Below are 14,065 nucleotides of genomic sequence, written 5' to 3'. Positions count from 1 at the left end.
AAAATGTAAAAGAATTTTCGATTCATGTGTTCTACTGTTCAGTTATCAAGGTTCCTGTCGTTTTGACAGCTTTGATATTTTATCATATCGTTTTTAACTTGTCAAGAACTTTTTCAAAAAGTTTTTTCAGCCATTCAGCTGAGCCGTTCTTTTTTCGACAGCCATACTAGATTATCACATCTATATCACTTTGTCAAGAACTTTTTAAAACTTTTTTTATCGACCGAAGTCGTCTTTCTGTTGCTTTAAAGAACCCGCATCTGCTCGCCTGAGCGATAACTTCTGTTCTTTGCGACAGCTATGTTAGAATAGCATATCTGTCGACTATTGTCAACAACTTTTTTCATTTTCTTTTCCAACGCTTTTTCTAAGCATTGGCTGGATATTAATATATCATTTTCTTTCTTCTCTGTCAATAATAATAGCGGAAAAATTTTACAATTTCTTCACTTATTTTTAACCACTTATTTTTAACCCAAATTTACAAAATCTGTTATAAATTTACTCTACTACTCTACGTTGAAAATATCTGGTGTTCATATGACAAATATGACTATTTATATGTATGAAAGAGTTAATCTTGCTGTTCTTCATTTTTGCGCATAAGAACACACGCAATATCATTGACATTTGTTCCAGTAGGACCTGTAAAAATCAATCCACCAACTGCTTTTAATGCCGGATATGCATCATTCTTCTCCAAAATTTTATGAATATCCATTCCCAGAATATGTAGTTTATCTGCAGTCAATCCCTCTACTATGCCTCCAGCTGCATCTGTAGGTCCGTCTGTTCCATCGGAACCAACAGAAAAAATCACTACATTTTCCAATCCCGAAATACCTTCTGCCGCTGCCAAGGCTAATTCCTGGTTTCGCCCTCCTTTTCCATCTCCACTTACCCTTACAACTGTTTCTCCACCCACAATAAACGCGATAGACTTATTGCTGTTTGCGTATGTTCTTGCAATAGAGGATAACATCAAACCAGCCTCCCGGGCCTGACATTCCAATTGATCTGTGAGGATTATAGTTTCATAGCCAAGGGATTCACAGGTTTTAGCTGCTGCCAAACACAGTTCACGCACACTGCCAGTAACTACTGTCTTAACATTATCCAAGGATTTGGGTGTTTCTATTTTTAGAAGTTTCAATACTTGCTTTGATATAGAAATCCGATATTTATTAATAATATCTAATGCTTGTTCACAAGTAGAAGAATCACAGCATGCCGGCCCCGACGCAATCATGTCAAGAGGGTCTCCCAGAATATCCGATAAAACAACTGCGTAAACACTTGCAGGAGCACATAATTTTGCAAATTTACCGCCTTTCACTGCTGAAATTCTTTTTCGAATAGTATTCATTTCTACAATATTAGCACCGCAGTTTAACAATTTGTTTGTTAAATCCGTTAACTCCTCTGGTGAAATCAGCGGACTTTCAAAGAGCGCAGAACCACCTCCTGAAATCAGAAATATAACCGTATCTTCTCGGTTCAGATTCTTAACCAATTCCATAGCCTGTTTCGTACCCTCAAAAGAATTTTTATCAGGAACAGGATGTCCTGCCTCTACAATTTTACAACGCTCAATATCTCCCATACTATGTCCATATTTGGTTATTACAATGCCGGAACTAAGACGTTCACCAAGACATTCTGCCCCACATCTGGCCATTTGCCATGCTGCCTTGCCTATTGCTACCATGACAATTTTTCCATCCCCAAACTCTTTCCCCTGCAATGCCCGACGAACAGCTTTATCTGGCAGACAGGATTTCAGTGCCTGATTTATGATTTCCTGTGCATCTTCTCTTATAGCCATAAATTTCTCCTCCTAAACACTCTATACACTTTCAATATCTCTACATCATCAAATCTACAATTGACAAACCAATGTTTTCTATTCTCGGGACTGTCATCCTGATATTTCTCTAACCTGGATTCCAATCCTGATTTCTGTACACCACTCACCGCAGAAATGCGCGAAGGTATTTCTCCACCGCGCATTTTCTCGAAGTTCTTTATACCACACCGGTAAGGGTAGGCAGCCAACTGATAATCTGCGGAATGAATCCCATGACCAATAATACTAGAACTTCTACGATTAAATATGGGATAATTCGCTTGCAGATTGCTCCAATACTGGACTTTGAAATACCTGATGCTACAAACAGATTCACTGCCATCGGTGGTGTAATCATACCAATTGATGTATTGATTACGATGATAATACCCATAACAACCAGAGGAAATACGGACTCTGCACCATATTGGGGGAACAGCGTAGTCGCCATCGGTGCCAAAATTGGTGTAATCAATAATATGATTGACTGTGTCTCCAGGAACATTCCGAGGAACAGAAGAATCAGATTAACAATTAAAAGAAGTATGATTCTATTTCCTGAAAATGCACCAATAATCGCATTTGCAATCATTGCAGGAAGATTTTCATGTGTCATAAACCACGCAAATGGCGCTGAAAGACCGATGACAAACATGACAACCGCAGAACTTACTGCTGAATCTCTGAAAATACCATACAAATCCTTAAAAGAGCAGTCTTTATAAACAAACAGTGAAATAATTAACGAATAAACGGTAGCAACTGCTGCAGACTCCGTTGGTGTAAAAATACCTCCATATATCCCACCCAAAATAATTACCGGCATTAAAATTGCCCAAATTGCGTTTATAAAAGCCTTTCCAATGGCTCCTTTCGGGAGTTTACTTTTTTCAGCAGGGTCATATTTTTTGCAAAGAATAGTATTGGTAATTACTAAAACAACCGCCAGGAGAATTCCCGGGAAAATGCCTGCCAAAAACATGGTTCCCACAGACACTGAAGCTGTTACGGCATATGTAACCATTGGAATACTCGGCGGTATAACTACACCCAAAGTGCCTGCTGAGGCGGCTACCGCACCTGCCGCCTCACTAGGATATCCTTTTTCTTTCATACGAGGGACTGTAATTCCACCGATTGCAGCAACTGTAGCCGGATTGGATCCTGAAATGGCCCCGAAAAAAGCAGATGCAACCACCGCAATACTTGCAAGTTTTCCCGGCTGTCTTCTAACCAAGGTTGCTATAAAATCAATTAAACGCTTTGATATACCACCCTTTTCCATAATATTTCCTGCAAGAATAAAAAAGGGAACAGCCATTAATGTAAAATTATCTGTCTGAGTAAACATACGCTGGGTAATGGCCGGGAGTAAATTTATATTTCCGGTAATTACCATAGCTGCGGCTGTTGACACCCCCAGACTGACGGCAATCGGAACACCTAAAAATAACAGCAAAAATAAAATTCCAAAAAGTAATATGGCTATCATGCTTTTTCCTCCTCCCCGGCTTTCTCATCTAATTTCCCTGTACACTCCAAATAAACTCTCCAACACTGTAAAAGTCCCATATTTACTAATCCAAGGGGCATAGATATATACATAATCCACATGGGCATATGAAGAGTTGCCGAAACCTGCCCGCTGACATACTGATAATCAATCATATCCAACCCGTAATAACCTGCAAATAATGCAAATGCAAGCGTAATAACTGCACTGACTACATGCAGTATTTTCATTGCTCCTTCAGATAACCATAAAGTCATGGCATCTACTACAAAGTTAGTGCCTTCTAAGGCTGCAATTCCCACTCCAATAAAAACCATCCAAATCATACAATATCTTGCAAGTTCTTCTGACCAGGCAATTGAAAACAAACCTGTGTATCTTCCAACTGTTGCCAGAAAAATAATAGTGACCATCACAATCAGAAGAATCACACAAAATACTTCCTGTACTTTTTTCAATTTATTGAAAAATGTCCCCATACTTTATTCCTCCATCAATCTGCTGTCCAGGTATCTACAAATTCCTGACTAAGTCCAAATTTTTCAACATCCTCATAAACACCTTTGGTGGCTTCTATCCATTCCTCCTGATTTACTTCAGTAATAATCACACCTTGCTCCTGCATATGTTTCAGTCCTTCTTCATTATACGACTGGCTATATTCTCTCTGCCAAACTTTTGCTTCTTCTGCCGCCCGGTCAAATGCCTCTTTCTGTTCCGCAGTAAAATTATTATACAATTTTTCGTTTATAATCAATACACACGGCGAATAAAACAAATTAAGCATTGAGCAATAGTGCTGCACTTCATAAACTTTTGCAGAGTCAATAATTGCAATAGGGTTTTCCTGTCCGTCTACTGTCCCCTGCTGCAAAGCTGTAAAAATTTCTGACCATGCCATGGGTGTCGGACTAGCTCCCAATTCCTGATAGGTTGCCATATGAATGGTATTTTCCATTGTACGGACTTTGATTCCTTTTAAATCTTCCGGCGTCCGAATTTCGACACTGTCATTTGTTAATTGTCGAAATCCGTTTTCCCAGAATCCAATTCCCTTAATCCTAATTTTTGACAATTCGTCTAAGAGTGCCTGTCCATTTTCACCATCTAATTTTCTGTATGCTTCCTGCGCGTCCTCAAAAAGATATGGAAGGTCAAGAACAGACCAATCCGGACAGAAATTTGGAAATGGTCCCGTTGAAACAAGAGCCATTTCTTGAATTCCCAGACCTACTGATTCCATCATGTCACGTTCATTCCCCAACTCTGAGTTTGGATAAATATCTAATGTCATTTCACCATCGCTGTATTTTTCCAAAAGTCTCTGCATTTCCTGCAGACCTTTCACATAATGTCCTTCCGGTGCTGTCGTAGTACCTACTTTAAATCTTACTGTTGCAGATGCAGCCCCCATAAATTCATTTCCGCTGCTTGCTTCTGCAACAGAACCGCATCCTGTAAGCAAAGAACCTATCAATGCCGCTGCTGTAAGCACCGGTAATATTTTTTTCTTTCCCCCAATACCGTTTCCCATTTTATTATTTCCTTTCAATCAATTATGTGCCTAATCCGTAGTTATCTTCCCATACATTTGGTATTTTCTTTATTAAATAAAAGCTGTCTGATATTCAATGTAAAAAGTATCACAGGTTTTGTCCATTCCAGCCCTGTCTTTTGCGTCATAAATTTCTTAAACTCTTCTATCCTTCCCGACGAAATCGTATTTTTACGGATAACAAAAATCTGATCCTTCCCCGTAAAAAGATAAAAGAATTCTGAATCCTCTAATAAACGTATGAGCGAAGCATATGGATATATCGATTTATTCCCCTGTGCTACACAACCAAAAACTTCATCTGTATGAAAACTATAAGACATTTTAATTTCTTCCCCATTTAATGCTTCAATGATGCGCTCTGCACGCCTTTTTCCATTCATATTTCCAGCTGCCAGTATAACAGCTCCAATGAACATCATGGTTGTCCCCAATAACTGCTGAACATATCCTCCTATTATCATGCAGGCTATGCAGAAAACTATCCTTATCATATTATTCTTATAATAAAAGGTATTGTTAATCACCTTTTCTGCCTTTCTAATTAAATCCGGCGTATACTGAACTGTTGCTTTATACTTTTCCATTGTTTACCTTCTACCTATGTTTCTGCAACGAATAAATTGTCCCAGCATAGCTGTCATGCTACATATTGTTACAGTAATCGAAATCTTCTGTTTCCAAAATTACAGTTTCCTATAGCCAGCTCGGCTGAGACAATCTAAATTCCAGCTTATACTTCGTTTACAACATTTATTGGTTTCCCATCTACATATGCCTTTACATTTGCAACAGCACAATCCATAATGCGTTGACGGCTCTCCCTCGGAGCCCAAGAAATGTGCGGGGTTATAATACAATTTGGGGCTTTCAACAATGGATTATCCCCTTTAATCGGCTCAGTAGAAACCACATCGAGTCCAGCCGCCATCACTTTTCCACTGTTCAGGGCATCTGCCAAATCCTGCTCTACAATCAATGGACCTCTGCTGTTGTTCAAAAGGATTACACCATCTTTCATTTTTTCAATGGTATCTTTGTTTATAATTCCCTCAGTAGACGGGAATAATGGACAATGCAATGCGATAACATCAGAGCTTGCAAGAAGCTCTTCCAACTCAACATACTGTGCAATTTCCTTTCCACTGTCGCTCTGGTAACTATCATACGCCAAAACTTTCATTCCCAATGCCTTTGCAATCTTACCAGTTTGCTGTCCAATACGGCCAAAACCAATAATACCAATGGTTTTTTGAGCTAATTCAATAAGCGGATAATCCCAGAAGCACCAATCCTGACAATGTTCCCAACGTCCCTCATGTACTGCCTTACTATGATGCGCCACATGGTGACAAATTTCCAACAACAATGCAATTGCAAACTGGCTTACAGAAGCAGTTCCATATGTTGGAACGTTTGTCACTGGAATCCCTTTTTCCTTAGCATACTGATAATCCACAACATTATATCCTGTTGCCAGAAGTGAAATAAATTTTATATTCGGGCATGCATCAATTACTTTTTTTGTAATGGGTGTTTTATTGGTAAATACAACTTCTGCGTCTCCAATCCTCTCAATAGTCTCATTTTCATCTATGAGCGAAGTTCTGTCATATACTGTTAATTCTCCATAAGCTTCAAGTTCTCTCCAGCTAAGGTCACCTGGATTTTCTGTATAACCGTCTAATACAACAATCTTCATGTTAACCTCCTAAAATATAACCTTTTTTCCTACATCATCCTAAATCTGTGGCTGTTCCGGATGAAGCATTGTCTTAATTACTTTATGAAGGACATCGTCATCCCAGATTTTTTTCCAGTCTTCTCTCATTACCAGACGGTTCCCAAGTCCTATTGCCACTTTACAAGCATCTGATACTGGCGGCTTTCCAGGGATATAACCAAGGAAATTGCAGGTCAGATTGTAAATATGTCCCACCAGGAAGGAAACAGCTGCATCTCTGTTAATTCCGCGGCGTTCTGCTTCATCTACTGTTTCTGCCATGGCATACAGACATGTAGCTCCGAGCAGTTCAACCAGTGTCGGTTCCAGAAATGCAATCTGTTCTGATGTCATTACATAAGCATGTTCAGCTGCATACATATCGCGTGCTGTTTCCTGCATTTTTGCAAACACATTATCCTCCCCACAAATCTTGCTCATAACAATATCCTGTTTTCCGCCATCTCCCCCGAAACGGTCTGCACGTGCTTCCGGGGTATCCTGCTCCAGAAGGAATGAAGGGTGGCATGGATGTGCAACACCAAATGTACAATCATCACGAAGTGACAATTCTTTTGCTACTGCCGCTGCCGGGTCAAGAATAAGAAATCCTGTTCCTGGTTTCAGCATTGGAACATAGATTGCACTGAGTTTTTCAATCAATGTATCCGGAACTGCAAAAACAACCACTTCTGCTTTCTCAATTGCCTCCTCAATAGGTGTTACTTCCAAACCGCGCTCATGGATACTCTCAATCCCTTTAGGGGCATTCTCCACAAGCATCAGATTATATTTATCTGTTAATTTTGCAAGATTTCTACTGGTACGTGTGCCCATCTTTCCTCCAGCACCGATTACTGCTACACTAATCTCATTCATGAATGTTTACCTCATCTTTCTTTGTAAAATATTTTATTGAATAGTTTTTATAACTTTTTCTGCTATGGCCTCTGGTGAAAATCCATAAGCATCTGCAAGTTCTTTTGCCGGTCCAGATTCACCATATGTAGTCAAAGCGATTCTCGTTACATGAGCCGGTTTATTTTCACATGCAAGTCGGCTGATATAAGAACCTAAACCACCATTAATATTATGGTCCTCTATGGTAAACAGCTGACTGCTCTTCTCCATTACTTTTAAAATATCAGAAGGATTATTTCCATAAAGAATATTAATATCCGCTACAGTAACATTTACCCCCTGCTCTTTTAAGAGTTCTGCTGCTTTTATTACTCTGTCCAGAACAAATCCACTGGAAAACAATACGGCATCTGTTCCATATTCCTTCCAAACAGTAATTCCATTCTCAGCAAACGGTGCATTTACATGATACACATCTACTTCACGCCCACTTCCTGCTCTGATATAGACTGGTCCCTCTACCTCTGCTGCTTTTTTCACTGCCTGATAGCACTGTGCCGGGTCAGCAGGTGTAAAAATTGTATAATTGGGCAGACTTGATACCACTGCAAGATCTTCATAAAACTGATGTGTAACACCTTCTCGCTCACCACCTAACAATCCAGAGTTGACACCAAGAAATTTTACGTTCAAATTTGTATATCCCACAAACGTACGCATCTGCTCACAGGCGCGCATTGTCAAAAATCCTGCATATGTACCTACAAATGGTGTCATTCCTGCACTCGCAAGTCCGGCTGCAGTATCTACCGCACCTTGCTCTGCAATTCCGCATTCTACATAACGCTCCGGATACTTTTCACCAAATGGAACTGCCCTCATTGCTTTCAGCGAATCCGGCGAAATCAGCACAATATCTTTTCTTTCTTCGGCCATATCCATTAAGGCTGCTGCAAATGCTTCTCTTGTACCTTTAAACTTTGTCATTATTCTGCACCTCCCAGTTCTTTAACTGCAACAGCATACTCGTCATCTGTGGGAACCCCTTTATGCCATGCGTTATTATCTTCCATAAAACTTACACCTTTTCCTTTCACGCAATCACATACAATACATGAAGGAACACCTCTATTACTCTTTGCAATCGTAATTGCCGATTTAATTGCACCGATATCATGACCGCTGATTTCCTGAACATGCCAGCCAAAGGCCCTGATTCGTTCTGCCACATTATTATGACCCACAGTAAAATCTACGCTCTTATAACTCTGCCACCCGTTCCTGTCTACAAACAGAATCAAATTATCCAGTTTTCTTCCTGATGCTGTATTGATTCCTTCCCAGCAGACACCTTCCTGTAATTCGCCATCACCACAGATAACATATGTGTAGTAATCTTTTCCCTGTGCTTTTGCAGCAAGTGCCATTCCTGCACCGATTGCAATGCCATTCCCAAGAGAACCAGATGTCATATCAATCCCCGGTGTACTATGCATAGACGGATGACCCTGGAAAATACTATGTAACTGTCTCAAATTAAAATGCTCTACCTTTGGTTCAAAATATCCTCTTTCATTTAATGCCGCATATACAATGGGACAAGAATGTCCTTTTGAAAGTATCAGACGGTCTCTATCTTCCCATTCTGGTTTCCCAGGGTCAATGTTCATGGTGTCAAAATAAAGTGTTGCCACAATATCTGCAATAGATAACGCTGGTCCTGGATGTCCGTCTTTGCCCTCATACACCATTCTTACGGTTTCTAACCGAAGTTTCTGTGCCATTTCATGAATTTGTTCATTTTTCATTTTTTCCACCTCATTCATTAATTGTTAATCATTAAACGTTATACCTTTATCTTGTCTCCATTTTACTTTTTACTTGCCTTTTTGTCAATATGACAAATTTTATAAAAAAGCATTGATTATTTTATGCAAAACGCCTCATACAATAAACGTTTGATGTTTGTATGTTTCTGATGTATAATAAAGCAAAGAAAATGATAAGAGGAGGATACTCGATTGGAGAAAACATTATGGACACCACGCCCCCATGCAAATAAATCCGCACCTAACTATGTTATTGATCAGATACGCCAATCTTTATTGGAAAAAAGAATATTACCCGGTGACAGACTTCCGCCGGAATCTGAATTAGTTGAACTGTTCGGAGTAAGCAGAGGCTCTGTTCGACAAGCAATGAAATCGTTGGAAACACTGGGAGTTATTACTATACGCCCCGGAGATGGAACCTATGTGAATACATCCATTTCAGAAAACAATTTTAATCCTCTGGTTTTTGCGCTGCTGATATCCAGCCCCTCGGATAAAGTGATTACAGATGCCAGATACGCGCTGGAACGAGATATTATTGAACTGATTTTAGAAGATGAATCTCTTACAGAAGCAGTAATACCCCTTTTAAAAGAAAACATCCAATACCATAAAGATTTAATGCAATCTGGCGCCTCATCAAAAATTCTGGCTGAAAATGACCAGCGTTTTCATCACATCCTTTCAAATGGCTGTGGAAATCTTATTTTACAGACTGTGTACGATTATGTTCTCGAATCATTTGAAGCTCAAATGATTTATACAACCTCACGGCAGCCAATAAATGAATTCAGCATGACCATCCATGACCATGAAGCTATCCTTGCAGCAATAATGAACCGCGATTTTGCCGATGCAAAACTGGCTATTAAAAATTCAGTTCAAAACTGGTTAGGCTTGATGACCGAATAAAATATGCCGGGAACTCAGGAAAGCTACTTTATTTTCGCAATGAAACGCTCTTAACCGCAATCGCAGAAAAAGCAGGGAACTTTTGCAAACCATGCAAAAGTTCCCTGCTTTTCTTCTTATATTCATCATCTAAAAAATCTCTATAACAAATACAGGAGAATATTATTTTCATAGAGAATACTTGTGATTTTGTTCTCTTTAATCATCATAGCCGCTTCTTTCGCCCAAGCCGAATCCCAGAACAGCGTAATAATCAAAAAAATAATCCATACCACAAAAATCCCCTGCACTGCTCCCAGCACCGCACCGCCTGTTCTGTTAATCAAACTTAAAACAGGCAGAGAAAAAATACCATCCAGCAGACCGCCCAGAAGATTCATGACAATACTGATAATAACGGCCGTAAAAATCAAACTGACAGCCCCTATGGCCATCTGCGCAATGCTGCGGGAAAGATATTCCCCAAAGTTGTCCGCCAGCAGCTGATTATAACCTTCTGTATTATTATGCCCCACCAGAATTTTTGTAAGACTTTCCGGCAAAGGAAGACTCTGAATATACTGGTTCTGCTCTTCCGTATTTATTTTCTGATCCAGCTGCTCTTTCAACGCAGCAGAAATGCTCTCCTCACACTGTTCCTGTACCACCTTATAAACCGGTGTTTTTTCTCTCAGAAACTGGGTAATGTACGGGTTTAGTATAAATCCCAGAGCCAGTGCCAGAACAACGGAAAAAACAGAAAATGCCGTGCGGACCATTCCACGTTGAATCCCTTTAAAAATATACAGTACAGGAACTGCCAGTATCACAACACACAGCCAGTTCATAATCATCACCTTTCTTTCGTACTCTTTCTCTGCTATTTTAGTGTAATCGTATTAATTCCATTTTCCGAAATCATCATATAACGTTTGGAGGATACCTGGAAAAGATTTTTCACCGCGCCTTCCTCCATGGTTCCGTCAAACTTTTTAATGCCGCTTAAGTTGTACATCTGCACCTGGTCATCATGGTGCATAATGATCATTTCTCTGCTGATACTGATACTCTCATATTCCTGGTCAAATCCTTTTGAGAACCGCTTTCTTCCCGATGGGTCATAAAGTTCCATTTGGTATTTGTCCTTCTTGTCATCGCCTTTTAACACCAGTCCAAAGTATTTATCATTATAAAACGTACTGACAATCTCACTGTCCGTCTTTTCATTTACCTCTTCCTTCGGCGTTCCGGCTCCTCTGAAAACCGAATATCCATCATCGCGAATCGCCACTGCGGACTGGTTCGTCAAATAAATCAGCTGAGGTACCACTGTATTTTTATATGTAAACTCAGCCACAATATTATCCGTTTTGTTCTGTCCTTCATCTCCGAAATTGTAGAAAATAATCCTGCTGGATATATCACCATTATCTACAAAAAGATAACTGACAGCAATAATTTCTCCATCCGGAGAAACCGCCATGTCCAGCGGATAGCCGGGATTGTCTACTCTGGTCTGATTTTCGGCAATGGTACTTCCGTCTGCTGCATAATAGTTAATCCAGGTTTTTTCACCGTCCTCCAGGACTGCTGCCACAGCCCCTTTCTCTGTAATTTCTGCCTGGAGCACCGGAAATTTTGTCTCTACCGGACCTATGGGGCCGTCCTTTCCCAGAATGTACATGTCTGTTCCCTTTTTATCATAGATAACAGCTTTCTCGCCCCGGACTGCAGCGGCTGGATTGCTCATTTCAAATGTCTGATTCCACACCACCTTCTCCGATTGTGACAACAGGGAAGCGCCGTCATCTCCATATTTCAGAAGACCGTCTCCCAGCTGAATATAGCTGGCAGACTGCGTATCTTCATTTTCCGCTGAGGACACCACCTGGTATTTATGATACACATGATATTTGATTCCTAAAATTACAGCTACAGCCAGTAAAATCACTGCCCCGAAAATCAGCAGAGATTTTTTCACCCTGATTTGTGTGAAGCGTTTCCATTTGCCTGTATTCAGCTTTACCACTTTATCATTTTGTTTTAGATTCATAAATCTCTTCCTCAATGTATTTTTAGGCTAAGTATAACACAAATCTTTAAGGGAGTAAAATTTTTTGTCCCGGATAAATCAAATCTGTTTCCGACAGACTGTTCAGTTCACAGATTTCTCCTATTTTTTTTGTATTGCCATAGTTGCGGATACTGATTTTCGTAATGGTATCTCCGGGCTGAATGGTATAGGAACGGTGGGTTCCCACCGCAATTGTTTCGGTATCCGATACAGCCGTATCTGACGGCGTATCTGTGTCCTCTGCATCATCGGGAGTATTTTCCTGATGACTGCTGTCAGAACTCTCTGCCCCTTTTTCCTTCTGACCGGAATCTGTATCAGCTGCAGATGTTTCCCCGGATGTCTCTGCAGAAGTTTCAGTTTCTGTCTTTTTCTCTGTCTCCGCAACATTTTCCTTCGCGTCATCGCTTTTCCCGGTACTGTCCGCTGTGCCATTCACCGGTGTAACTTTCTGCTGCTCTTCCTTCTCCCGAGGTTCTTCCAGGCTCGCCATAACCTTCTCGGTGCTTCTCAGTTTCTGATAGTCATTCAGATACAGCACCCCAACAGCCAATACCGCTGCTGCCGCACAGACACTGGCGGTTCTGAAAAGCGGAAATTTCTGTTTTTGTTCTTCCTCTGCCGTCTTTTTTTCCACCTTTTTGCGGAATGTGGACACTGCAGAATCATCCACTTCCTCTGTTTTCCGTTCTGCCCTTTCATTCTGCGCAATGAGGAAATTCCGCATAGGCTCATTTTTCTCATAATACACGTAAAAGCCGGGCTGACGGGACATCCGGCCTTCTTCATAGCGGTAGAAGGCCTCTTCTTTTTCCAGCGGTTCCTGCACAAAGAGCACTTTGTCATTGCCGCCGAAATGATTGAGATGGGTCTGGCAAATGACCTCATGCAGTTCCATGGCGCAGCCGGGAATGGACAAAAACCAGCCTACCACTTCCTGTTCCGGAAAATATTCCTTGTTTTTCTCATACACATGATTCCAGATTTCCTGGGTAAAGGTCAGATGCTCCTCTGTCACCTCCATATCCGGCAGCGCTACCGCACTTTTAATGAACAAATAGGAGATTCCTTCTTTCCAATTGGCCTGTCCCAGCAGAATCGCCGCAATTCCTCTGTGCGAATTTTCAGAAGAGATTCTACAAAGGTAAGTATACGCATAATCTTCTATATAGATTTTCTGTGTTCCTCTGATTTCTCCTATCTGGCGTATATTATTGGGAATACGGAAAAATCCTTCATTCCCTTCGGGCTTTTGTTTTTCCTTTTCATAAACAATTTCTATCATAGAATCAGTCACCCCTTTTGGAAAGAGAATAACACACTTGTCCTGCGAAATTTATCATATTCCGGGCTCGATTCTATTTTTTTACCGACAAATTTTCTTAAAAATCCACAGGATAAAGGCAGAAAAAACGGACAGACTAAGACCATGAACGTCAGGAAAGGATAGAAATTGTATGCTGCAGACTAAAAATCATACTTACTATATAGAAAATAAAAGCACCGGAGCCGATACCCGGCTTGGCGCGATTCTCTTTGACCTGCTCACCTCCTGTGAAAAAAATTTCAGCGAACTGGTGATTCTCTGTATTGGAAGCGACCGCATTACCGGAGACAGCCTGGGACCTCTGGTGGGACACAGCCTGTCCAGATTTTCTTTACCCCATGCCCGGGTATACGGCACACTGGACCGTCCGGTACATGCCCTGAATTTAAGTCATGACCACCCGCTTAGCGGGTGGCATGTTCTCCCCCTATAAGGGGATATTA

Annotated in this window: 14 protein-coding genes; 2 read left to right on the top strand and 12 right to left on the bottom strand. The window is 40.7% G+C overall.

What is annotated here, in order from left to right; translation table 11 throughout:
- Window positions 1-574: 574 nt before the first annotated feature.
- The 9 genes from G5A70_RS15010 to G5A70_RS14970 form a co-directional block, all read right to left on the bottom strand.
- On the bottom strand, window positions 575-1,825 hold the full coding sequence (locus G5A70_RS15010; RefSeq protein ID WP_173750269.1) for a glycerate kinase type-2 family protein: 1,251 nt from the start codon (window positions 1,823-1,825) through the stop codon (window positions 575-577).
- Window positions 1,826-2,024: 199 nt separating this feature from the next.
- Entirely contained in the window at window positions 2,025-3,338 is a 1,314-nt protein-coding gene (locus G5A70_RS15005) for a TRAP transporter large permease (RefSeq protein WP_180211163.1), read from the bottom strand.
- A complete protein-coding gene (locus G5A70_RS15000; RefSeq protein ID WP_173750268.1) occupies window positions 3,335-3,838 on the bottom strand; it encodes a TRAP transporter small permease in 504 nt (167 codons plus the stop codon). Before G5A70_RS15000 ends, G5A70_RS15005 begins: the two co-directional genes overlap by 4 nt.
- A gap of 14 nt (window positions 3,839-3,852) precedes the next feature.
- Window positions 3,853-4,893, bottom strand: a complete 1,041-nt coding sequence (locus G5A70_RS14995) for a DctP family TRAP transporter solute-binding subunit (protein WP_173750267.1) — start codon at window positions 4,891-4,893, stop codon at window positions 3,853-3,855.
- A gap of 41 nt (window positions 4,894-4,934) precedes the next feature.
- Window positions 4,935-5,501: a YcxB family protein gene (locus tag G5A70_RS14990; protein WP_173750266.1), complete on the bottom strand. Its 567-nt coding sequence runs from the start codon at window positions 5,499-5,501 to the stop codon at window positions 4,935-4,937.
- Window positions 5,502-5,647: 146 nt separating this feature from the next.
- Complete coding sequence (locus G5A70_RS14985) at window positions 5,648-6,616, bottom strand: D-2-hydroxyacid dehydrogenase (RefSeq protein ID WP_173750265.1); 969 nt, start codon at window positions 6,614-6,616, stop codon at window positions 5,648-5,650.
- 39 nt (window positions 6,617-6,655) lie between these two features.
- Complete coding sequence (locus tag G5A70_RS14980; protein WP_173750264.1) at window positions 6,656-7,516, bottom strand: phosphogluconate dehydrogenase C-terminal domain-containing protein; 861 nt, start codon at window positions 7,514-7,516, stop codon at window positions 6,656-6,658.
- 33 nt (window positions 7,517-7,549) lie between these two features.
- A complete protein-coding gene (locus G5A70_RS14975) occupies window positions 7,550-8,485 on the bottom strand; it encodes a transketolase family protein (protein ID WP_173750263.1) in 936 nt (311 codons plus the stop codon).
- Window positions 8,485-9,324, bottom strand: coding sequence for a transketolase (locus G5A70_RS14970; protein ID WP_264293514.1), 840 nt, complete (start codon window positions 9,322-9,324; stop codon window positions 8,485-8,487). The genes G5A70_RS14975 and G5A70_RS14970 overlap by 1 nt, the downstream gene beginning before the upstream one ends.
- Window positions 9,325-9,519: 195 nt before the next feature.
- Here G5A70_RS14970 and G5A70_RS14965 point away from each other — a divergent pair, with 195 nt between their 5' ends.
- On the top strand, window positions 9,520-10,242 hold the full coding sequence (locus G5A70_RS14965; protein WP_173750261.1) for a FadR/GntR family transcriptional regulator: 723 nt from the start codon (window positions 9,520-9,522) through the stop codon (window positions 10,240-10,242).
- 140 nt (window positions 10,243-10,382) lie between these two features.
- Here G5A70_RS14965 and G5A70_RS14960 read toward each other — a convergent pair whose 3' ends face one another.
- Genes G5A70_RS14960 through G5A70_RS14950 form a run of 3 tightly spaced genes read right to left on the bottom strand, consistent with a single transcriptional unit; the run spans window position 10,383 to window position 13,580 of the window.
- The gene (locus G5A70_RS14960; RefSeq protein ID WP_173750260.1) at window positions 10,383-11,069 is read right to left on the bottom strand and encodes a CvpA family protein; all 687 of its coding nucleotides are present in this window, start codon (window positions 11,067-11,069) and stop codon (window positions 10,383-10,385) included.
- 32 nt (window positions 11,070-11,101) lie between these two features.
- Entirely contained in the window at window positions 11,102-12,274 is a 1,173-nt protein-coding gene (locus G5A70_RS14955) for a DUF5711 family protein (protein WP_173750259.1), read from the bottom strand.
- 46 nt (window positions 12,275-12,320) lie between these two features.
- Window positions 12,321-13,580, bottom strand: a complete 1,260-nt coding sequence (locus G5A70_RS14950; protein ID WP_173750258.1) for a LysM peptidoglycan-binding domain-containing protein — start codon at window positions 13,578-13,580, stop codon at window positions 12,321-12,323.
- Window positions 13,581-13,752: 172 nt separating this feature from the next.
- On the opposite strand from G5A70_RS14950, the gene G5A70_RS14945 reads away from it, so the two are divergent.
- Window positions 13,753-14,055: a DUF1256 domain-containing protein gene (locus G5A70_RS14945; RefSeq protein WP_173750257.1), complete on the top strand. Its 303-nt coding sequence runs from the start codon at window positions 13,753-13,755 to the stop codon at window positions 14,053-14,055.
- Window positions 14,056-14,065: the final 10 nt, after the last annotated feature.

This window comes from Blautia hansenii, assembly GCF_013304445.1.
Taxonomy (GTDB): domain Bacteria; phylum Bacillota; class Clostridia; order Lachnospirales; family Lachnospiraceae; genus Blautia.
Note: the sequence above shows the minus strand (reverse complement) of the source record. Positions and strands in the feature narration are given on the sequence as shown.